Annotated in this window: 23 protein-coding genes, 1 other RNA gene and 1 pseudogene; 19 read left to right on the forward strand and 6 right to left on the reverse strand. The window is 63.7% G+C overall.

Annotated features, from left to right (window positions below):
• Positions 1-622 precede the first annotated feature (622 nt).
• Entirely contained in the window at positions 623-1444 is an 822-nt protein-coding gene (locus tag NDY25_RS08610; protein WP_115039477.1) for a hypothetical protein, read from the forward strand.
• 131 nt (positions 1445-1575) lie between these two features.
• On the opposite strand, the gene NDY25_RS08615 is transcribed toward NDY25_RS08610, so the two are convergent.
• Positions 1576-2442 (reverse strand): alpha/beta hydrolase family protein, encoded by an 867-nt coding sequence (locus NDY25_RS08615; protein ID WP_168959580.1) that lies wholly within the window; start codon positions 2440-2442, stop codon positions 1576-1578.
• Positions 2442-3527 carry a DUF3182 family protein gene (locus NDY25_RS08620; protein WP_168959581.1) on the reverse strand — a complete coding sequence of 362 codons (1086 nt, stop codon included), beginning with the start codon at positions 3525-3527 and terminating at the stop codon, positions 2442-2444. Before NDY25_RS08620 ends, NDY25_RS08615 begins: the two co-directional genes overlap by 1 nt.
• 650 nt (positions 3528-4177) lie before the next feature.
• Between NDY25_RS08620 and NDY25_RS08625 the strand changes: the two genes are divergently transcribed.
• From NDY25_RS08625 to NDY25_RS08660, 8 genes and pseudogenes are all read left to right on the forward strand, one after another.
• On the forward strand, positions 4178-4459 hold the full coding sequence (locus NDY25_RS08625; protein WP_006450952.1) for a hypothetical protein: 282 nt from the start codon (positions 4178-4180) through the stop codon (positions 4457-4459).
• Between the two features lie 43 nt (positions 4460-4502).
• Positions 4503-4769, forward strand: coding sequence for a hypothetical protein (locus NDY25_RS08630; RefSeq protein WP_168959582.1), 267 nt, complete (start codon positions 4503-4505; stop codon positions 4767-4769).
• A 99-nt stretch (positions 4770-4868) separates the two neighbouring features.
• Positions 4869-5462 carry a DUF4142 domain-containing protein gene (locus NDY25_RS08635; protein WP_168959583.1) on the forward strand — a complete coding sequence of 198 codons (594 nt, stop codon included), beginning with the start codon at positions 4869-4871 and terminating at the stop codon, positions 5460-5462.
• Between the two features lie 189 nt (positions 5463-5651).
• The gene (locus NDY25_RS08640; protein WP_168959584.1) at positions 5652-6539 is read left to right on the forward strand and encodes a TIGR01777 family oxidoreductase; all 888 of its coding nucleotides are present in this window, start codon (positions 5652-5654) and stop codon (positions 6537-6539) included.
• 151 nt (positions 6540-6690) lie between these two features.
• Positions 6691-7356 (forward strand): response regulator transcription factor, encoded by a 666-nt coding sequence (locus tag NDY25_RS08645; protein ID WP_168959585.1) that lies wholly within the window; start codon positions 6691-6693, stop codon positions 7354-7356.
• A gap of 275 nt (positions 7357-7631) precedes the next feature.
• A pseudogene (locus NDY25_RS08650) lies at positions 7632-8554 on the forward strand (ATP-binding protein); the annotation flags it as partial.
• A gap of 100 nt (positions 8555-8654) precedes the next feature.
• On the forward strand, positions 8655-8945 hold the full coding sequence (locus NDY25_RS08655; RefSeq protein ID WP_043909161.1) for a hypothetical protein: 291 nt from the start codon (positions 8655-8657) through the stop codon (positions 8943-8945).
• Between the two features lie 60 nt (positions 8946-9005).
• Positions 9006-9668, forward strand: coding sequence for a DUF3313 domain-containing protein (locus NDY25_RS08660; RefSeq protein WP_168959587.1), 663 nt, complete (start codon positions 9006-9008; stop codon positions 9666-9668).
• A gap of 196 nt (positions 9669-9864) precedes the next feature.
• Here the strand turns inward: NDY25_RS08660 and NDY25_RS08665 are convergent, their stop codons facing one another.
• Entirely contained in the window at positions 9865-10716 is an 852-nt protein-coding gene (locus NDY25_RS08665) for a histidine biosynthesis protein HisIE (protein WP_168959588.1), read from the reverse strand.
• A 242-nt stretch (positions 10717-10958) separates the two neighbouring features.
• Here NDY25_RS08665 and NDY25_RS08670 point away from each other — a divergent pair, with 242 nt between their 5' ends.
• The 10 genes from NDY25_RS08670 to NDY25_RS08715 all read left to right on the forward strand — a co-directional run bounded on the left by NDY25_RS08670 (position 10959) and on the right by NDY25_RS08715 (position 19518).
• The gene (locus NDY25_RS08670) at positions 10959-12395 is read left to right on the forward strand and encodes a Do family serine endopeptidase (protein ID WP_023905506.1); all 1437 of its coding nucleotides are present in this window, start codon (positions 10959-10961) and stop codon (positions 12393-12395) included.
• A 115-nt stretch (positions 12396-12510) separates the two neighbouring features.
• Positions 12511-12873, forward strand: a complete 363-nt coding sequence (locus tag NDY25_RS08675; protein WP_006450942.1) for a hypothetical protein — start codon at positions 12511-12513, stop codon at positions 12871-12873.
• Positions 12874-12876: 3 nt separating this feature from the next.
• Positions 12877-13365, forward strand: a complete 489-nt coding sequence (locus NDY25_RS08680; protein ID WP_115039437.1) for a phage holin family protein — start codon at positions 12877-12879, stop codon at positions 13363-13365.
• Entirely contained in the window at positions 13362-13745 is a 384-nt protein-coding gene (locus NDY25_RS08685) for a hypothetical protein (RefSeq protein WP_168959589.1), read from the forward strand. The genes NDY25_RS08680 and NDY25_RS08685 overlap by 4 nt, the downstream gene beginning before the upstream one ends.
• A gap of 172 nt (positions 13746-13917) precedes the next feature.
• Positions 13918-15024 carry an AI-2E family transporter gene (locus NDY25_RS08690; RefSeq protein ID WP_168959590.1) on the forward strand — a complete coding sequence of 369 codons (1107 nt, stop codon included), beginning with the start codon at positions 13918-13920 and terminating at the stop codon, positions 15022-15024.
• A gap of 93 nt (positions 15025-15117) precedes the next feature.
• A complete protein-coding gene (locus NDY25_RS08695) occupies positions 15118-15855 on the forward strand; it encodes an HAD family hydrolase (RefSeq protein ID WP_168959591.1) in 738 nt (245 codons plus the stop codon).
• 42 nt (positions 15856-15897) lie between these two features.
• Positions 15898-17268: a leucyl aminopeptidase family protein gene (locus NDY25_RS08700; RefSeq protein WP_168959592.1), complete on the forward strand. Its 1371-nt coding sequence runs from the start codon at positions 15898-15900 to the stop codon at positions 17266-17268.
• Positions 17269-17327: 59 nt separating this feature from the next.
• Positions 17328-17651, forward strand: coding sequence for a hypothetical protein (locus NDY25_RS08705; RefSeq protein ID WP_256627883.1), 324 nt, complete (start codon positions 17328-17330; stop codon positions 17649-17651).
• Positions 17652-17884: 233 nt separating this feature from the next.
• Positions 17885-19027 (forward strand): catalase family peroxidase, encoded by a 1143-nt coding sequence (locus NDY25_RS08710; protein WP_251755179.1) that lies wholly within the window; start codon positions 17885-17887, stop codon positions 19025-19027.
• Positions 18976-19518 carry a cytochrome b gene (locus tag NDY25_RS08715; protein ID WP_251755177.1) on the forward strand — a complete coding sequence of 181 codons (543 nt, stop codon included), beginning with the start codon at positions 18976-18978 and terminating at the stop codon, positions 19516-19518. Before NDY25_RS08710 ends, NDY25_RS08715 begins: the two co-directional genes overlap by 52 nt.
• Positions 19519-19805: 287 nt before the next feature.
• Here NDY25_RS08715 and NDY25_RS08720 read toward each other — a convergent pair whose 3' ends face one another.
• The 3 genes from NDY25_RS08720 to NDY25_RS08730 form a co-directional block, all read right to left on the reverse strand.
• Complete coding sequence (locus NDY25_RS08720; protein ID WP_168959594.1) at positions 19806-20588, reverse strand: ThuA domain-containing protein; 783 nt, start codon at positions 20586-20588, stop codon at positions 19806-19808.
• Positions 20589-20655: 67 nt separating this feature from the next.
• Positions 20656-20732, reverse strand: a non-coding RNA gene (locus tag NDY25_RS08725) — sX9 sRNA.
• Between the two features lie 177 nt (positions 20733-20909).
• Positions 20910-21512: a response regulator transcription factor gene (locus tag NDY25_RS08730; protein ID WP_074056481.1), complete on the reverse strand. Its 603-nt coding sequence runs from the start codon at positions 21510-21512 to the stop codon at positions 20910-20912.
• Between the last annotated feature and the right edge of the window lie 2 nt (positions 21513-21514).

Raw genomic sequence — 21514 nt, forward strand, 5'->3', positions numbered from 1 at the left:
TCTGGGTTGTCTTGGAGGGTTGATGGCGCGGATAGATCAATTGTAGAGCGGTTGACCTTTAGCTTTTCTGCAGGGCCCTTGCCGGCCTACCATCGCGGGACACGCCGCAAGTACGTCCGTGTAGGCTCTTACGCGGCATCCATGCCGCGTAAGGTCCCGCGACGGTAGGCCGGCAAGGGCCAGTCGAGATGGTCGGTGTGCATTTTTTTCAACAAAGCAACCTGCAAGCTTCCTGGTGCGGTGTCCTCACCGCTTGCAGGACTCTTTGGCGGCATCGATGGATTCACGGCGTGTCCCGCTAGCGTTGAAGGCATCGCGTCTGCCAACGCGGCTTGTAGGCTTCCAAGTTGTCGGCTCGAAAACTTGATTGAGGTCGTCTGTAGACGCCATTGCTGTGCATCAAGGGGAAAAGTAGAAAACCCGCGCATGCCCCTTAATTTCTGCGGGAAAATATTGCAGCGGTATGTCACCAACCTCATCCGCACTGCACTCGTGCACAGTTCAGGCATGTCGCGATGATGCTCACATCTACGCACACGCGTTTCACTCCTGCATCGCCATGGTGGCGCCACGTTGGCGATCTGTATCCACAGACCGCATCCACCAGACAGCCGGAGACGACATGACCAATCACGACAGCAATCTAGACAAGCTGGATAAGCAGGAACGCGCAGCAGAAGCACAGGATTCGAATCGTGACCCGATCTCCGGAGCACCCGGATCGCATCCGGTTGGCGTGGGCGTTGGTGGCATCGCGGGCGGCGCAGCAGCAGGCGCGTTGGCCGGCACCGTGTTCGGCCCGCTGGGGACCTTGATCGGTGCGGCAGTCGGTGTTGTGGCTGGTGCTGCGGCCGGCAAGGGCGTGGCAGAACGACTGGACCCGACCGTCGAATCCGAATACTGGCGCCAGGAACATCAGAACCGTCCTTACTACAAGGAAGGCACCGATTACGATCGCGATTACGCAACGGTTTACGGGTTCGGTCTGCAGGCACGCGAAACGCGTCCGACCAGCACCTGGGAAGAAACCGAAGCGACCCTGGCCGGCGAGTGGCCGCGTAATCGCGGCGAATCGCGCCTGGAGTGGGACGATGCACGTCTGGCTGCACGCGATGCCTGGGAGCGCGCCGATCGCACGCACAGCGTGTATCGCGATGGCGACACGCACTACGAAGGTCGCTTCGACAGCGCAGGTTATCGCGATGCCGACTATTCGTACGACGATTATCGCCCGGCGTATCGCTATGGCATGCAGGCACGCCAGCAGCACGCCGGCCGCCAGTGGGACGACCATCTGGAACGCGACCTGGGTGATGGTTGGGATCGCTTCAAGTCCAACTCGCGTCTGAGCTGGGAAAAGGCCAAGCATGCCGTGCGCGAGGCATTCGACTCCGAGCATCACGACGAAGCCGCACGTCGTAACCCGACCGATCCACGCGTGTAGCCGTCTCGATCCAGCGCTTCACTGCAGTGAAAGCGTGAGCGTAATGAATAAAGAACGGGCCCAATGGGCCCGTTTTTTATTGTCGCGCGTTGTTGATGATCGAGCGCGGCGTGATCAGCCATTGCTCCAGATCAACTGGAGGTCTTCTCCACCGCCCGGATATCGCCACGAAACTCGCGCGTGCCCTGCCCCGACGACGACACCGCGTCGCCCTGCTCCTTGAGCAATTGCTTGCGTGCGGCCACCACTTCCTTGGCCAGCGCAATCCGACGCCCGACAACCTTCTCGGTCAACCAGTCGATCAGTGCACGCGTGTAGTGGTGCTGATGCTCCTTGACGCTCAAGGCATGGTCGGCGCCGGCAATCACACGTGTGCTCAGCGAGCGTGCATTGACGAAGGCATCGGCGTAATTGCGCAGCACCGGATGCGGCACGATGACATCGTTTTCGGCTTCCACCAGCAACACATCGCCCTTGTACTGCGCGCACGCGGCCAGGGCGATGTTGTCATCGGGGGTCAGTGTGCGCTGGCGGTAGTCCATCAACTCCGGATCGGCATTGAGGCTGACCTTGGGGTGGTCCCAATGTTCGTCCTTGTAGAGAGCAGGCGAGCGCAACGCCAGCCATTCCACCGGGCGCTCGCGCGTCAGCAGGGCAGACAGATAACCGCCGTAGCTCAGCCCAACCACGGCAATCGACTGCGCGTCCACATACGGCAGATGCGCGAGTTGATCGTAGGCGGCCTTGATGTCGTCCAGGTTCTGCGCACGCGTCACTGTCTGGCGCATCGATGCGTAGCCTTCGTGACCACGCAGGTCGAAAGTCATGCAGATGCAGCCCAGGCCCACCGCCTCGCGTGCGCGCAGCAGATTGTGGTGCTGGCTGCCACCCCAGCCGTGCACGAACAACACGGCCGGCATGCCAGACGGCGTGAGCAAGGTGCCGCTGAGTGCGTCCTGGTCGACGGGAATTTGGATGCTGGAAAGTTTGGCTTCCATTAGGTGCTGGATACCCTCCTGTATTTGTAGCGCGGACCTGGCCCGGCATGCTCGGCGCGGTAGTAGATCTGCGCATCGGCCGGCGGTTCGCCCTGATAGATCTCATGCGTGGATGCTGTCACCCATTGCAGTGCCGGGTCTTGCTGAAAGCGGGCGATTGCAGCGAGCTCGGCCGGGGTGGCGCCACCGACCCGCCAGGATTGCTCCAGCACGCCGCAGATCAGCCCAGCCTGCGCATCTTCACCGCTGACCACATCGTAATTGCGGCGCGAGATGTGCAACTCAGGATAGGCGGCGGTGATGAATCGATCGTATCTGCAGGCCTGTTCGACCACGTGTTTCTGCAATGCCGACAGCGCGGTGACGGCCAGCGCTTCGAGCGATCCGCGATACACCTGCAGCGACGAGCCGCCATAGACCTCGTCATCCTGCGCGTTGCGCACATTGCATTGCGTGCCGAAATAGGCGATCTGAATTCCGGCAACACACAACTCGCCAACGCTATGCGTGACTGCATGCAGGACGTTGCGCTCCAGCACGGCACCGTGCGTCGCAAGATAGCAATCAGGCAGGCTGTCCAGTGCATCTGCCAACTGCGCGGCGTTGGCGATGCGCCATTGACCATTGCCACCAACGCCGGTCGGCAGCTTGAGTCGCACCCCTCCGCCTGGCAGCAATGCATCCAGCGCGTGCTCGGCATCGGCACGCGAAAACACCGTGTAGCCTGGTAGCGTGGCCGGGATCAGCGCGGTGGCTAGCGCCTGATTCCAACCAGGGATGCTGGCCGCATCGTCGGCGATCAGCGGATGACCAATCACCTTGGTCGCCAGAAACGCGTGCGGCACGATGCCGCCCAGCAGATCGCCGTTGTCGTCGATTCCCAAGCCATGCGCCTGCTCGGTGGTCAGGGTCTCGTCGGGCACATGGAAAACTGCCGCGTCATCAGCGGCCGCTGTTGCATCATGCGCGCCCAGCAAGCGTTCAATTTCGCTGCACACCCACGCATGCGTGATCTGCTCATGGCCGTGTTCGGGCACCAGACGCGTGACATGTCCCAGCACCTGCCGATACCGCTTGTGTGCCATCACGTTCCCCTCGCGGCGCTCGGCCGCTTGATCGTTCTGGCTCTAATCGCGCACCTGAAACCTGCAATGCGTTACCGCACGCGGGTTGCGCTAGCGTTTCACTTCAGTACCAGGTAGACCCCGAGCACAATCACAAGCACCACGACTAGGCTGATGGCGACGCGCCCGCCACGCAACTCCAACAAGGCATGCCACCACACGCGTGCTTCCGATGTGCCGCTAGCGTGCTGCGGCTTGCTGCGACTGCTTTCGCTCTCCTGCATCCTGGGTGCTCTCTCCATTACGTCGCTGCAGAGCTTACGGATCAGACGTTACACAGGTGTAGAGCGGTTCAGAATATTCCGTAAAACACGGCTGTTTCTAACGCAATTTATCGTATTCATCTTTGCGCTGCGCTCATTTGCGCGGCGCATCGATCCGCTCAAAGTGATACAGGCCGGTGCACGAGCCGAATGTGGTCGCTGCCGTCGATGCTGGAATTCGCAGGTCGGCCGCAGTGCATATGCAGCGTGTAGAGATCCATAAAAACTCTGACTAATTAAGAAAATACGGCCGCACGAAGAGCCAATGGTCGCGTTCGATGATCATTCGTTGACATACCCGCAGTTACCCTGCACGTCAAGTTTGTTTAACCCGGACCACCCGAAGTCATGAGCAGAGACCCCTCCGTTATCGATGTACAAGCCGAAATCGCGCATTGGCAAGCGCGGCATGCCCAGGGCAACCTTGGTGCAGGCAAGTTCAGCGAGTTGTCACCGGTGGTGAAAATGGCCTGCGATATCTATCTGCAGGCGCCGCGTTCAAGTGATCAGGAGCGTCTGCGATTGTTTCGCGACCGCCTGGAACATCACTTCATTTCATCCAACACCCAGTCCAATTACGAGCAGTTGGCCACCGATTGCTGGCAGCGTCTGGGCATGCGCAATAGTTGAGTACGTCAGTGTCAGCAGGACCCGTTATTCATTGGAGAACGTCATGAAAACCCCGTATCAAGTGCAGCAGGAGCTGGAACGATTGGAGCGGTTGGTACCGCACATCGTCAGCGACCAGGGCGACCGCGCGGAGGACATCCTTGGCTTTCATGTGGCCAGTCTGCTGGGCAGTGCGCCGGCCAGCGAACACGCGCTGATTCGCGAACGCACCGCACGCATGACGCGTATCTGTCGCAGCGCGCAGGACGCAGTGCATGCACCGGCCAGGCCGATGGGCCTCGGGTCGGTAGCCCAGACCCAGTGGGCGTGAGTGCATAACTCCCCCCGCGCATTATCGGAGCCGCACAGCGGCTCCTTTGCATTTTGCCGTCGGCACCTGCCGGCGGTTTCTTCAACGCTCAGGACGTCCATGAAATCCCTTCTTGTTGCTACCTCGTTGTTCGCCATGCTGACGCTCACCGCGTGTGATCGCCCCGGCGGCGATGCCTCGCGCACCGCACCGGCCGTCTCGCCGGAACCCACTGCCGCACCGGTCAGCGGCACCGGCGCAGCCGAATTGGCCAAGGGCGATGGCGCGGTGCTGGGCGTGCTGGCGGCGCTGGATGAAAACGAAATCGCGCTGGCCAAGCAGGCCATCGCGCAGGAAATGGGCGGCGCCACCGACGCATTCGCCAGGCAGATGCTGCACGACCACGAAGCCAATCTTGAAAAGTGCAAGGCCTTGGGTGCCACCGGCAGCGCGCGCGCCGATGCGATGCGCGCCAAGGGCAAGGCTTCCGCCGATGCGCTGTCGCAGACCTTGACCCTGCCAGACGGCAAAGATGCGTATCGCAACGGCTTCATGCGTACCATGGTCATCGACCATGGCGACACCATCAAGATCATCGACTCCGAACTGCTGCCCGCTGCCGAAAGCGCACCGGTCAAGCAGCATCTGGAAGAGAGCCGCCGCGTGGTTTCGGCGCACTTCGAGCGCGCCCACGCGGTGTCTTCGTCGAAGTAAGCACTCGGCTGTTTTAGCGATCGCGCAACGCGCCGGCTGGTCCGGCGCGTTTGCGTTTGGGCTGCGCAGCGATCAGCTCGGTGCAACACGCCGTGATCCTATCGCAGCACTGGCAAGGCATCGACTTCACTGCGCTGCCCCCCGCCCTGGCCTATCGTGCCGCATCGCCTTGGCCCAGGAATCTCCACCATGCAGTTGCTCATCACCGGCGGCACCGGTTTTATCGGCCAGGCACTGTGCCCGGCGTTGCTGCGCGCCGGGCATCGGGTCAGCGTACTGACGCGCGATTCCCGCCGCGCCAACCGCACCCTGCCCGGCATCACCGCCGTGGAGACGCTGGACGGCGTGCAAGCCGATGCCGTCATCAACCTGGCCGGCGAGCCGCTGGCGGCCGGCCGCTGGACCGATGCACGCAAGCAGCAATTTCGCGCATCGCGGCTGGGCATCACCCGGCAACTGCAGGCCTGGATCGTGCAGCAACCGGCCGAGCAACGCCCGTCCGTGCTGATCTCCGGCTCGGCGGTGGGCTATTACGGCGAACGCGGCGACACCGCGCTGACCGAAGCAGACAGCGCCGGCGACGATTTTTCCGCCGTGTTGTGTCGCGACTGGGAGGCCGAAGCGGCCAAGATCGCCGCACTGGGCCCGCGCGTGAGCTGGGTGCGCACCGGCATCGTGCTCGACCGCGATGGCGGCGCGCTGGCGCGCATGCTGCCGGCGTTCCGCTTTGGCGGCGGCGGCCCGTTCGGCAATGGCCGCCACTGGATGAGCTGGATCCACCGCGCCGACATGGTCGCGCTGCTGCTGTGGCTGCTCGAGCACGGCGAAGCCGGCGCCTACAACGCCACCGCACCGACCCCGGTCACCAACGCCGAGTTCGCGCGTACGCTGGCCCGGGTGCTGCACCGCCCGGCGCTGCTGGCGCTGCCCGCCGGCCTGCTGCGGCTGGGCTTCGGCGAAATGGCCGAGCTGCTGCTGATCAGCCAGCGGGTGCTGCCGCAACGCGCGCTGGCTGCCGGCTTCCGCTTCCAGCACCCAGGCCTGGAAGCGGCGTTGCGCGCCATCCTGCAGCGCTGAGCTGCGCCACCTGTCCGGTGACTTCGGCCACCAGGGCAAAGCCGCTGGCCGCGCTGGAATGCGCGCCTGAGCCATGCACTAATATTTGCCTAATGGCGACCTCCGACAGTGGCGCGCATCTCGGACAGGCCCCGTGCCCGGCGGAACTTCTATGCACCTGCTCCTCGTCGAAGACGACACCATGCTGGCCAACGCCATCTGCGCCGGCGTGCGCCAGCATTCCTGGACCATCGACCATGTCGGTAGTGCCAACGCCGCCAAGACCGTGCTGGTGGACCATCGCTACACGGCAGTGCTGCTGGATATCGGCTTGCCCGGCGAGTCCGGGCTGACCGTGATCCGCTTCATGCGCGGCCAGTACGACGCCACCCCGGTGATCGCACTGACTGCGCGCGGCCAGCTCACCGACCGCATCCGCGGCCTGGATGCCGGCGCCGACGATTACCTGGTGAAACCCTTCCAGTTCGATGAGCTGATGGCGCGGCTGCGCGCGATCACCCGGCGCAGCCAGGGCCGCGTGGTGCCGCTGCTCACGCAGGGCGATGTCTGCGTGGACCCGAGCAGCCGCAAGGTCACCAGGGACGGCAAGTGGGTCGCACTGAGCGCGCACGAATACCGCCTGCTGCTCGCATTGATGGAACGCGCCGGGCGCGTGGTCACCAAGGATCAGCTGGAAGAAGGCGTCTACGGCGGCCCGTCCGAAGGCGGCAGCAACATGATCGCTGTGTATGTGCACCAGTTGCGCCGCAAGCTGGGGGAGGAGCTCATCTCCACCGTCTATGGTCAGGGCTACATGGTCGGCAAGGCACCCGAATGAGGTCGCTGCGCGCGCGCATGATCGCAGCACTGGGCACGATCGTGGTACTCAGCTGGGCGGTCTCGATCTGGATCCTGATTGCGCTGATCCTGCAGGGCCGGGAAAGCGCCTGGGAGCATCACTTGAACGACTTCGGCGAGCACCTGGCCAAGGTGCTGCCGGACCAGATCGAACAGCGTTTCGAACCTGTCGCTCCTGCACACGCGCCCCTGCCGGCCGCGCAGCCCTCGTGGGACACGGCCGGCACCCCCACCGAATCCACCAAGGCCGATCTCAAACGCACCTTGACTGCGGTTGTATTGAACACCGTGCAGCTGATGACGCTGGCACTGCTGATGTCCTGGGCGGTCCGCACCTCGCTGGGGCCGCTGCGCAAGATTTCGCGGGCGATCGCCGCACGCAAGGGACTGGACACCGAACCGGTGCCGATGGACAAGGTGCCGGACGAAATTCGCCCCTGATCGCCTCGTTCAACACCTTGCTGGCGCGGGTGGAAAAAGCCATGCAGGTCGAGCGCGATTTCATTGCCGATGCCGCGCACGAACTCCGCACGCCGCTATCCGCACTGCATGCCTATGCCGAAGTCGCGCTGCGTGCGCCCACGCTGGAAGCCAAGGACGCAGCGCTGCAACAGCTGCTGGAAACCGCGCGCCGCAGCAACCGTCTGGCCGAGCAATTACTGGACCTGGCGCGACTGGATGCAGGCATCACATCGGCGGCGTATCAGCAGGTCGATATGGGCGAATTGATCACCCATGTGCTGGACGAATTCAGCGTGCAGGCAGATGCGCGCCACATCACTCTGCAGCTGGAAGCCGCACCGTGCACCCTGCGTTGCGATGTGGACGCAGTGGGGATCCTGATCCGCAATCTGGTCGACAACGCCATCCGCTACGGCCGCACCCATGGCACGGTTGAAGTGAGTTGCGGCTATTGCCTGCGCGCCGATGTGCTGCACCCGTTCGTGCAGGTCAGCGATGACGGCCCCGGCGTGCCGGAGAGCGCACGCGCATCCATCTTCGAACGCTTTTACCGGGTTGCCGACAGCGAGGTGCAAGGCAGCGGTATCGGCTTGTCGCTGGTGGCCGGCATCGCACGGCTGCACGAAGCCACCATCGAAACCTGCGAAGGCAACGAGGGGCGTGGCCTGTGCGTGCGCGTGGTGTTTGCCAGCGACAGTGCGCGCGTTGGTGGCTGACTGCAGTCCGCGCACCGCAATGGCGCGCCGACGATACCAATAAGTTTCCAAAACCGCTTGCCTAGAGTGCACTCACCGCACGCGTCCAGGATGCATGGTGATGTTCCACTCGATCCGTTCCACCCATCTCGCTCCGGCCGCCGTCTCGCTGCTGGCACCGCACATCGCCGCCAACGACAGCGTCACGACCGCTGTCACTGCTGCGACGCCTGCACTGGAATTCCGCTGCGGCCGCACCGGCACGCGCAATCGCGACATCTGGAGTGCGTTACCGGATATCCGCAGCGCGCGCGATGCACGCCGACTGCAGCACTGGGCAAAAAGCAGTGTGTTGTTCGTTGCCGCAGCGGTGGTCTTTGCGCTGGCCTTGGCCAGTTTCTTGATGCATTGAGCGCTGGGCATCGGCTGTGTGCTGTTGCAACGCCATTTCCTCTTCTTCAGGTACTTTTTCATGTCGCACTCTTTTTCTGTCCGTTGCTGCGCGCTCGTGATGGTTAGCGTGACGCTGATCGGCTGCGCCAGCACGCGTCCGATGCCGTATAGCCAACTGCCGTCTGCCAGTTATCTGCGCCTGCACGACGGCAGCCGCGGCGACCGCATGCCGTATTCGTATGAGAGCCAAGTGGACTGGACCCGCTACCGTGCCGCGCTGATCGAGCCGGTGAGCATCTATCGCGGGCCGGACGCGCAATTCGAAGACGTGCCCGAGCAGGACAAACGCATGTTGGCCGACTACATGCAGCAGGAGTTCGGCAATGCGATCGGACAACGCTGGCAGCGTGCGACCACGGCAGAGCGCGACAGCTTACGTGTGCGCATCACCTTGACCGGCGCCAAGCCCAGCAAACGCGTACTCGGCACCTTCATGAAGGTGGATATCGGCGGCGGTTCCTACAACGCAGTGCAGGCCGCGCGCGGCAAGGAGGGCGCGTTCTCCGGCTCGGTCAGCTACGCGGTGGAAATCTTCGATGCACAGAGCAATCGCCTGCTCGCTGCCTATGTCGAAAAGCAGTATCCGAGCGCGATGAACATCAAGGCCAGCCTGGGTGCATACGACGCGGCAAAAGCCGGCATTCGCAAGGGTGCCGAGCAGTTGGTCAAAGGGATGGAGTAACTCCCTTCTCCCACCGGGAGAAGGTGGCGCATAGCGCCGGATGAGGGTACGAGCGAAGCCTCGTGCAGTTGGAACGACACGAGGGCTTCGCCCCGTACCACTCCCCAACCCCTCTCCCGACGGGAGAGGGGCTCTGCGCCAGGGAGAAGGGCTTCTTTAGTTCGTCAGCGTGCAGTGTCAGCTTGGCCCCGCACCATCAGCGCGTCACGCGCTTGGCCACTTTCTTGCCGACGGCCTTGCGGGCGGCGGTGGTCTTGGCCACTGCGCGCGTTGCCGGGGTCTTGGTCACCTTGGCGGCCTTCTTCAAGGCGGTCTTGGTCACTACCTTCTTGATCGGCGCCTTCTTCACCGCTGCCTGTTTGGTCGCGGTCTGCTTGGCCACTGGCGCTTTCTTGGCCGTGGTTTTGGCAATGGTCTTGGCGACCGGCTTCTTGACGGCAGCCGACTTGGCCGCAGCCTTCTTCGCCGCCGAGCGCGCGCCGACCTTGGCCACCGCGCTCTTGCGCGCCGCGCTCTTGGCAGCGGTCTTGGCAGTCAATGCAGCCGCTTCGGCCTTGGCGTTGGCCTTGGCGGTTTCCAGCTTCTGCCTGGCGCTGGCCTTGGTGCTGGCAAGTTTCTGCTTGGCCGCAGCGGTGCTGCTGGTCAGCTTCTGCTTGGCCGCATCCTTGGTCGCGGTCAACTTCTGCTTTGCTGCGTCTTTGGTCGTGCTCAGCTTGTGCTTGGCCGCGTTTTTGGTGGCCGTCAGCTTGTCCTTGGCAGCCTCTTTGGTCGACACCAGCGAGCGCTTGGTCTTGGCCACACTGCGCGTGACGGCAGTGGCCGCTTGATTGGCTTTTTTGACCACGCGTTTTTCGACCTTGACCACGGCCTTGCGCGCCTTGGCCACGCGCGTCTTGACCTCTTCCACCGCCGTGCCGGCCGCGTCCTGCACGCTGGCAACCGCGTCGCTGGTGGTGCTGGCGATGGTTTCGGTCAGTTCGGTAGCCGTGCTTTTTACGCTGTCGACGGCGTCGGACAGGGTTGCCGTCACACCATTGCCGTTGCTCATAGACCCTCCTTAAGGGCGTCATTTCTGAAAAACGCGGGCGATGCACGACGGCATGCGTATGCTGAACAGGCATCGGATCAAGCGGACGCTACGCCGGGCTCAAGCGGCTGTCAACGCAAGGCCTGCAAGGGGTGCGCGGCGCTTTCACCAAGAGTTAAATCGCGCACTGGCACTCTCGTTCAGCTTGATTTACGCAGTCAGACGCCCTATTCCTCTTCCACCGCGTAACCGGATTCCGTTGCATGCGACCGCTGCCTACCCTGCTGACACTTTCATTGGCCGCCGCGTTCGGCGGATTTGCCGCCACCGGCATCAATGCCTGGCTGGACAACCGTGCCGAGGCCACCCCGGCCGGCGCTGCGTCCTTCACCCTGCCCGCGGCTGCCGCGCTGCCGGCTGCGGTCGCCGGGCAACCGGTGCCGTCGTTGGCGCCGATGCTGCAGCAAGCGATGCCGGCAGTGGTGAGCGTCAACACCAAGCAAGTGGTGCGCGTGCGCAACCCGTTCTTCAACGACCCGATCCTGCGCCGGCTGTTTCCGGAAATTCCGCAGGACCGCATCAACGAATCGCTCGGCTCGGGGGTGATCATCGATGCGCAAAAGGGCTACGTGCTGACCAACCACCACGTCATCGAAAATGCCGACGATGTGCAGGTGACACTCGGCGACGGGCGCACCGTCAAGGCCGACTTCATCGGCTCCGATGCCGATACCGATATTGCACTGATCCGCATCAAGGCCGACAAGCTCACCGACATCAAACTGGCCGATAGCAGCGCGCTGCGCGTGGGCGATTTTGTGGTGGCGATCGGCAACCCGTTCGGCTTCACCCAGACGGTCACTTCCGGCATCGTCTCGGCGGTGGGCCGCAGCGGTATTCGCGGGCTGGGCTATCAGAACTTCATCCAGACCGATGCTTCGATCAATCCGGGTAACTCCGGCGGCGCGCTGGTCAATCTGCAAGGCCAGCTGGTGGGCATCAATACTGCCAGCTTCAATCCGCAGGGCAGCATGGCCGGCAATATCGGGCTGGGCCTGGCGATCCCCTCCAACCTGGCGCGCAATGTGGTGGAGCAATTGGTCACCAAGGGCGTGGTGGTGCGCGGCACGCTCGGGTTGGAAACCCAGAACCTTACCCAGCAGATGCTGCAGGGCCTGGGTGTGGATTCATTGCGCGGCGCCCTGGTGACGCGCGTGTTGCCAGGTTCCGCTGCTGCGGCCGCAGGCGTGCAGCCGGGCGATGTGGTGGTGGCGGCCAACGACCAACGCGTGGACAGTGCCGAAGCCTTGCACAACTACGAAGGCCTGCAAGCGGTAGGAAGTGCGGTGACCTTGGAGATTCGTCGCGACGGCAAACCGCTCAAGCTCAGCGCCACACTGAAAGAGCAGGATCGCGCGGTCACTGGCGACATGCTCGACCCACGCCTGGGCGGGGCCACCTTTGTGGACCTGCCCGAATCGCTGCGCCAATCCGGCATCACCGGGGTGATGGTCAGCGAGGTCAAACGCGGCGGTCGTGCCGCAGCCAATGGTCTGGTCAGCGGCGATGTGATCGTGGCCAGCAGCGTGGGCGAGTTTGCCGATCTGGCCAGCTGGCGCGCCAACTTTCAACGCAAACCGCAGCAATTGGTCGTCCGCATCTTGCGTGGCAACGCGCAGTACGACGCGTTGATGCGTTGACGTGGCGTGCACTGCGATGCACGTCCACTAACACCCCCTACACCGCAGCGATGCTATTGCTGCACCACGCCCGCATGCTGTCGCGGCTGCCATCAATGACCGAAGGAGATATCGCATGAGCCCCACCAATACCGATCAGCTGAAAGAGAATCTGAGCGAAGCCAGCACCCACCTGAAGTCCGCTGCCAGCGCTGCAGGCGAAGCGGTCAAGGGCGCCACCAGCGCTGCGGGCGATGAGCTCAAGCTTGGTCGCGCCAACGTCAAGGCAGAGCTGTCCGACACCGCATTGGCCGGCATGGCGGCTGCAGAGTTCGGCGGTGCCGCTGCCAAGGAGCAGCTCGACGTGCTGGTCAGCAAGGGCAACGACCTGCTGGAAAGCGCTACCGATCTGATCCGCGAGCGTCCACTGGCTGCGTTTGGCGTTGCATTTGCGACCGGCTGGATCATTGCCAAGCTGGCACGCAGCAACGACAACTAAGTCGTGAGCGATCAGGCCTCTACAGCTGGAGCATCCGACGCGCCTAACGCGCGTACGGAGACGCCAGGACTGGACGAAAGCGTACGTGCGGTCGGCGCTGCCGGTCGCGCGACGCTGGGCTCGGCCAAGGACACCAGCCGCGCATTACGCCGGCTGGTGTCGGCCGATTTACAACTTGCACGTAGTGCCTTCGGGCGCGGCCTGGCATGGGCATGCGTTGCCGTGGTTTTCGGCGCTTCATCATGGTTGTTGTTGGCAGGCGCGATCATCGCGTTGTTGCAGCGCGCCGGATTGTCGTGGTTCCAGGCAATGTTCTTCACCGCGTTGGCCAGCTTGCTGGTCACCGGCATCGCGGCGTGGCGGGTGTTCTTCTACTTCGATCACACCGGCTTGAATGCAACACGTCGTCAGCTGATCAAGCTGGGCATCTTCGATGACAGCAATGACGACGACGATGCCACTGCATCGCCCAGCAATGGAGCGCGTACATGAAGTTTGGCACCTTGCGTCAGCGCGTCGAGCGCGCTGAATTTCTGGTGGAAGGGCGCGCGCAAGAAACGCGTCAGCATTGGGGTGAATTACGCCAGACCTGGCGTGCTGGCTGGTCGCCGCTGCGCATCGTGGTGGTCGGTTTCGGACTGGGTTTTGTCACCGGCCGCAACGAACCGCAAGCCGCGCTTGGCAGCATCGCCAGCAAGCTGGGCGGTATCCCGAAGATTCTGCAGATGATCAGCACGATCTCTGCACTGTTTACAGCACATCGCGCGCAGGAGGCCTCCGAGCAGGCCGAACGTGCGGCCGACAACGCCGAAGAGGTTGCTGCCGATCCGCCGGTGACCGTGGTGCAGCCGCCGGTAGACCGCGCAGCCTGATCGCTGCGCTGAAGGCGGGCACCGTGTGCCTTTGTGTACTGCCTGTGCGGCCGAGTCCGCCACCGAACTTTCGATACTGACGTGATGCGCACAGACTCTGTGCGCGCTGTTGACGCGTTCTGCCGATAATGGCCCACCGCTGGCACCACGCCAGTCTGCTGCCAGGGCGCGCATGTCTCTTCCCATCGACTCATTGGATGCTGCCGTCCCGGCAGAATCGCTCCCGCCCCCACCGGCACCGCGTCCGCGGGCCCCTGCCTCGTTGGTGGTGCTGGCCACGCTGGCGGTGGGCTACACCTTGTGGGCAGCGCAGACGATCATCCTGCCGGTGATGCTGGCGGCGTTCTTCGCTCTGATCGGCAATCCCATCCTGCGCGGCTTGCGCAAGCTTTATATCCCACGTTTTCTTGGCGCTTTCATGGTGTTGTGCCTGGGCCTGGCCGGCACCGTGGCGCTGGCCGCGCAACTGGCCGGCCCGGCTGCGGAATGGGTGCAGCAGGCACCGCGGCAGATGCGCCAGATCGCGCGCGATGTGCGCGATCTCACCAAACCGGTGATGCAGGCCAACCAGGCTGCGGAAAATTTTGCACGCGCGGCAGGCGGCGAAGGCCAGCGCAATGTGCAGATCGTGCGCACGCAGATGGACGACCCGTACAAGGCGCTGGTGCGTACGCCCAAATTGGCCGCCTCGGTGCTGGCGGTGGTGCTGCTGACGTTCTTCTTCATGGTCTATGGCGAAAGCCTGCAGCGGCATGCGATCGCCTTGCTGCCCAATCGGCAGCAACAGCGCTTCACCACCGAAATCATGCTGGACATCGAACGCGAGGTCTCGCGCTATGTGCTCACCATCAGCGTGATCAATACGCTGGTCGGACTGGTCTTCGCCGGCATTCTGTATGCGCTCAAGATTCCGCTGCCCGAAGCATTGCTATGGGGCACGGTGGTGGCGCTGCTCAACTTCGCGCCGTATGTGGGCCCGCTGATCGGCGTGATGCTGATGCTGCTGATGGGTTTTGTGGAATTCCGCACCACCTTGTCGTCGCTGCTGCCGGCCATTTTGTATCTGGCGCTGCACTCCATCGAAGGCCAGGTGGTCACCCCGATCATCCTGGGCCGCCGCATGGCGATTTCGCCGCTGATGCTGATCCTGGCGCTGATGCTGTTCGGCTGGCTATGGGGCATGGTCGGCCTGCTGCTGGCGGTGCCGCTGCTGGTCTGCATCAAGATGGTGCTGAGCCGGGTGGAGGGAATGCAGCGCTGGGCCAGGCTGCTTGAGTAGCCGGGAATCGGGAGTTGGGAATCGCAAGAGCAGAGGCGCCGCTCTACCCATTCTCGATTCCCGACTCCCCATTCCCGGCATTACAATCTCGCGATGAGCTTCCACATCAGCGCCATCACTCTCGACCTCGACGATACGTTGTGGCCCTTTGCGCCGATCGGGGCGCGGATCGATCAGGTGTTGTACGACTGGATGCGCGAGCACAGTCCGGTCACCGCCGAACGCTTCCCGGTGGAGGCGATGCGCGAACTGCGCGAGCGCAGCTTTGCCGATCACCCGCACCTGCATCACGACCTCAGCGCGCTGCGCCGGTTGACGCTGGAAATGGCGCTGCGCGAGAGCGGCGGCGATCTGGCGTTGCTGGAACCGGCCTATGAGGTGTTCTATGCCGTGCGCAACCAGGTGGAATGCTATCCGGATGCGCTCGACGCACTGGCACGCATCGCCGCGCATGTGCCGGTGGCGGCGCTCAGCAACGGCAACGCCGATCTGCAGCGCATCGGGCTGATGCATCACTTTGCGTTTCAGCTGGGCTCGCGCGAACACGGCAGCGCAAAACCCGACCCGAGCATCTTCCTGGCCGCATGCGCGCGGCTGGACGCGCCGCCGGCCCAGGTGCTGCATGTGGGCGACCACGTGCGCATGGACGTGCTGGGCGCGCTGGATGCCGGCTTGCGCGCGTGCTGGATCAATCGCGAAGGCGCGCAGTGGTCGCACCCCACACAGCAGCCGGATCTGGAGTTCGACTCCATGGCCGGGCTGGCCGATTGGCTCGACGCACACCGGCCGCATCCAGGCGCCGCACGCGATGGCATCCACCTTCCCGCCTGAGCCACTATTGCTCGGCGCATGGCGCCGCATTCAAGGATTCCCATGTCGCAGCTCACCGGTTTCATCGATCCCAACGCCGCCGCGTTGCCGCTGTATGTGCTCGACCGCGCAGGCTTTGCAGGTTGGTGCGCCGAGCAACCCACGCGCGTGTTGGCGTGGGCGCAGGCGCAGCGCTTCGATGCCACACAGGGCAGCGTGTTGTTGTTGCCGGGCGAAAACGGGCTGGCCGGGGCGATCCTGGGCATCGGCGACCGTGCCGATGCCTATGCCTACGCACATGCACCGATGGCGTTGCCGCCGGCGAGCCGCTGGACGCTGGCCAGCGCATTGAGCGATACCGAACAGGCGCTGCTGCACCTGGGCTGGGGCTTGGGCGCGTACCGCTTCTCGCGCTATCGCAAGGTACCGCGTGCCCCGGCAGAACTGGCGGCCACGCCATCGGCGGAAACCCGCGCCTTGATCGAAGCCTGCCTGCGCGTGCGCGACTGGGTCAACACACCCACCGAAGACATGGGCCCGCAACAGCTGGAAGATGCCACGCGCGCACTGGCGCAGACGCATGGCGCGCAGGTCGAGGCGATTGTCGGCGAGCAGTTGCTGGCGCAGAACTTCCCCACCATCCATGCAGTGGGACGCGCCTCGCATCGCGCGCCGCGTCTGATCGCGCTGCGCTGGGGCGCGGCCGAGCATCCGCATCTGGTGCTGGTCGGCAAGGGCGTGTGCTTCGATACCGGCGGGCTGGATCTGAAACCGGCCGACGGCATGCGCAACATGAAAAAGGATATGGGCGGCGCGGCGCATGCGCTGGCGCTGGCCGGCCTGGTCATGGCGCAGCAGATGCCGGTGCGGCTGACCTTGCTAATTCCTGCAGTGGAAAACGCCGTTGGCCCGGATGCGTTCCGCCCTGGCGAAGTGATCACCACCCGCGCCGGCGTCACCGTGGAAGTGGACAACACCGATGCCGAAGGCCGCCTGGTGCTGTGCGATGCATTGAGCTACGCCACCGAACAGCACCCCGATCTGATTCTGGATTTCGCCACGCTCACCGGTGCCGCGCGTATCGCTTTGGGCCCGGATCTGCCTGCGCTGTTCGCCAACGACGATGCCCTGGCGCAGGCCTGGCTGAGCGCTGGCGAGCAGACCCGCGACCCGGTCTGGCGCATGCCGCTATGGCGCCCGTACCTGCGCTATCTCAACAGCCACGTGGCCGACATGGCCAACGCCGGCTCGCGCATGGCCGGCGCCGTCACTGCCGCGCTGTATCTGGAGCGCTTCGTCGCCCCGGGCCAGCGATGGGCGCATCTGGACGTGTACGCCTGGAACGACAGCGACCGCCCCGGCCGCCCGGCCGGTGGCGAAGCGCTGGCGTTGCGCTCGGCTTACGCGATGCTCAAGCAGCGTTACGGTGGCTGAGGCCGGCTGACAACACGGCGTTGGACAAACTCGCCTTCGTCGACGAGTGAAGTGATGTGATGTCGGCAATGGCAGCGACAGTGATCGGATCGGAAGTGCCTGATCAGACCGCACCTCATCAGATGGCTGCGCTGCATGCACTGCTCGCAACCATGCACACCGACCATCTCGACTGGTCCTTGCCCGCCCACCGTCGCGGGACCTTATGCGGCATGGATGCCGCAGAAGAGCTTACATGGACGTACTTGCAGCGTGTCCCGCGATGGTGGGCGGGCAAGGGCCCTGCAGCAAACCCGCAGATCATCCGCTCTAAAACCAACGTATCCACACCGTTCGATCAACCTCTCAAGGCGACCGAGAGCTTGAGCTTCAGCGTCGTTTGAGTATCCCTAGCCGAGCGGGTCGAAGGCGTAATGCCCTCAGCACGCTGCGCCATTGCCCGTCATCGGGATCATTCATCGGCCGCTTTGGTGGCGGCATCACACAGTAGACGCACTGAAGCGTGGACTATTCGCCCACGGGTCGTACCTGCGCCGCACTTCAAGCGGGATTGGCGAGCACTGAGCCGCACGTCGCACCGCATCGACTCTCACTGCATCGCCCACCGGAGCCAGCCATGAACGTGCCACCTCCCTCTCCACCGCCGCAGCGCTCACGTGCTGTGGCGCCGCTGCTCGGCATCGCTGCGATTGCCGGCGGCATCGCGGTGGCATTCGCCTGGACCGCCGGCTGGATCGGTAGCGACCGGCTCACCGCCGCGCACATGACCGACACCATCGAATCCAGCGGACCGCCGCATCCGGGCTTTCGCCGCGCGCACACCAAAGGCGTGTGTGTGAGCGGCGAATTCAAGGCCAGCGGCAAGGCGACCTGGCTGTCGTCGGCACGCATCTTCAGCCAAGACAGCACACCGGTGCTCGGGCGCATGTCGATCGGCGGCGGCGACCCGCATGGCGCCGATGGTGCCGCGCGCGTACGTAGCATGGCGTTGCTGTTGCGCAGCGACGACGGGCAGGAATGGCGCACCGCGATGAACAGTTTTCCGTTCTTCGTGGTGGCCACACCAGCCGGTTTTCAGGCGCTCAATGTGGCCTCCGCGCCGGACCCGGCCACCGGCAAACCCGACCCGGCCAAGCTGGCCGCGTTCGGCAAGCAGTATCCGGAAGCTGCCAAGTTTCAGCAGTGGGCCAAGACCGCGCCGTGGTCGGACAGTTGGGCCAACACGCAGTACAACGGGGTGAACTCCTTCCGCGCCATTGCCGCCGACGGAAGCGAGCGTTACATCCGCTGGTCGATGCGTCCGCACACACCGTTCAAGGAATTGAGCGCCGAGCAGCGTGCCAAGGCCGATGGTGATTTTCTCGCCATCGATCTCGATCAGCGTCTGGCGCAGGGACCGTTGCGTTGGGACATGGTGCTGACCATCGCCGAACCGGGCGATGCGGTGGACGATCCGTCGCAGCCGTGGCCGGAAGGCCGCAAGCAACTCGTGGCCGGCACCGTCTCGATCGATCATGCCGAGCCGCAGGCCAGCGGCCCATGCCGCGATCTCAACTACGACCCGCTGATTCTGCCCAAGGGCATCGCCGGATCGAACGACCCGATCCTGGCGGCGCGGTCGTCGGTGTATTCGCAGTCGTTCAATCGCCGCGAGCATGAAATCGCCAACGGCCAAGGCAGTGCCGCCACCGGCCAGGGAGCCCACCCATGTGCAGCCGCACCCACTTCAATCTGCCGGCCCGCGTGCTGCACTGGCTGATGGCCGCGATGATCCTGACCATGTTGTTCGTCGGCGTGGGCATGGTGGCCTCGGTCACGCAGCGGCCATGGTTGATCGATCTGCATCGTCCGCTGGGTATCACGATCCTGATCCTTGCGGTGCTGCGATTGATCAACCGCTTGCGCAACCGCCCGCCGCCGCTGCCGGCCGATCTGCCGGCGTGGCAAAAAGCTGCTGCGATCGCCTCGCACTGGTTGCTGTATGCGTTGATGCTCGGCATGCCGCTGATCGGCTGGGCGATGTTGTCGGCCGGTGCGTATCCGATCGTGTTGTGGCCTGGCGCGCAATTGCCGCCGATCGCACCGCACGATCCTGCGTTGTACGCCTGGTTGCGTAGCGCGCATGGCTGGTTGGCGTATCTGTTGTTTGCCACGGTGCTGGGGCATCTGAGCGCAGCGTTGTTTCATGCGTGGGTGCGCCGGGATGGTGTGTTTTCCAGCATGGCGCGAGGGGAGCGGTCTGCGCGTTGATGGGTGGGTGCGTGGTTGAAGACGTGTTGCACAGCGTGATGTCACTGCGCGGACGTACCCTCACCCCAACCCCTCTCCCGGTGGGAGAGGGGCTTGATTTCACTTGCTCTTGAAAGGAAACGAGGTCCCGACGAGGGAGGCGCTTGAGCCCTTCTCCCGTCGGGAGAAGGTGCCCGCAGGGGCGGATGAGGGTACGGGCGAAGCCACGCGAAAATGAGGATTGCGAGGCTTCGCCCGTACCCTCACCCCAACCCTCTCCCGAGGGGAGAGGGGCTCATGGCTCAGCGCTAGCGTTTTGATTCGGTAGCTGGCACGCGCGCTTCAATACCCTTGCCAGTCGCCGCCCAGTAAATCCCGCCATAGAGATGATCTAAATAGCGCGGGTCGTTGTATGCCTCGGCCAGATGACCAAGCGCAGTCGCGAACACCCGGCCGCCTTCGAAGTGGTGATACCACGCCACCGGATGCTGCTTGCCCATGCCCTTGGCGACCTGGCCCGGCCAGATCAGCGTGGGGTCGTAGCTGGTCTCGTCCACCGTCAGCAGCGTGACCAGGTCATCGCTGTAAGGCGGATCGTACTCGTACCATTCGTCAGTCCACACCCAACGTTTGGGCAGGCCGGCAGTGGCCGGAAAGTTGGCGTCCACCACATCCACCATCGCAGTCTGCATGTACGGATGGGTGCGGAACGAGCGGCCGATCAGATGGTCGTACCACTCCCACTCGCCGCGCTTGATCGCAAACGCCTTGTGCACCGCCACTACGCCGCCGCCGTTGCGCACAAATTTTTGAAAGTTCGCACGTTGGGTGGGATCCAGATCGGTGGCCGGCGTATTGAGCAGCACGATTGCCGCGTATTGCGACAGATCGCCATCGAAAGCCTTGGCATTCCACGCCCATACCAGCTCGACACAATGCTTGCGCGCCATCGCTTCGAACTGCGGCTTGGCCACCGGGATATAGTCGTGGTGATACTGGTTGGGAATGGCCGCCACCAGTATCTTGAATTGCTCGGCGGATGCATTGAATGTGCAGGCAACTAGCAGACCCAACAGCCACAGATATTTCATGCAGTTCGCTCGCGATGATCACTCGTTCGGCAGTGTACCTGCGTGCGTGCGACATGCTTTTTAGGTTGGCTGAAAAATCGCGGCGAGCAGTCGTCAGTTGGATGCGGACGGTGCGATCAGAACCGGAGCGCACGAGTGGTATGTGCCGCACCCAGTACCGACTATGCCCGCCTGGCAGTGAGGCAGTCGTTTTGTTAGCCGCTCTTGGACATGGTCTGGAATAGCTGCAGGCTATGGCAGCGCACGATCGATCCGCGGCATTGCACGGTCAATGCCATCCAGCGTTGCGCTCGCTGACACCGCAGTGCATCCACTCACTGGTTACAGCCAGCCCTTCTGCCGCGCCAACCGATACGCTTCGATACGATTGGCGACCCCCAGCTTGCCGATGCATTCGGACAGATAGTTGCGCACGGTGCCATGCGACAACTGCAGCTGTTGCGCGATCTCGCTGGCCGAGCGGCCTTCGCCAGCCAACCGCAACACGGTGCGCTCGCGTTCGCTCAAGGGGTCGGCTTCCACCCACGCGTCCACTGCCAGTTGCGGGTCGATCACTCGCCCGCCGCGTTGCACCTGACGTAGCGCGCTCACCAGTTGTTCGGCTGGCGCGTCCTTGAGCAGATACGCGGCGACGCCGGCATCCAGCGCGCGACGCAAAAATCCGGGGCGGGCGAAGGTGGTGACGATCATCACCCGCACCGGCAACGCCTGGCGCTGGATGCGCTGGGCCAGTTCCAGGCCGGTCAACCCGGGCATTTCGATATCGGTGATCAGCACGTCCGGCTGCAGGCGTTGCAGTTCGCGCCAGGCACTTTCGCCATCGCCTGCACTGCCGACCACCTCGATATCGTCTTCCAGTCCAAGCAAGGCGACCAATGCGCCACGCAGCAGCGCCTGGTCTTCGGCCAACAACACCCGGATCATCG

This window comes from Xanthomonas hortorum pv. pelargonii, assembly GCF_024499015.1.
Lineage (GTDB): Bacteria > Pseudomonadota > Gammaproteobacteria > Xanthomonadales > Xanthomonadaceae > Xanthomonas > Xanthomonas hortorum_B.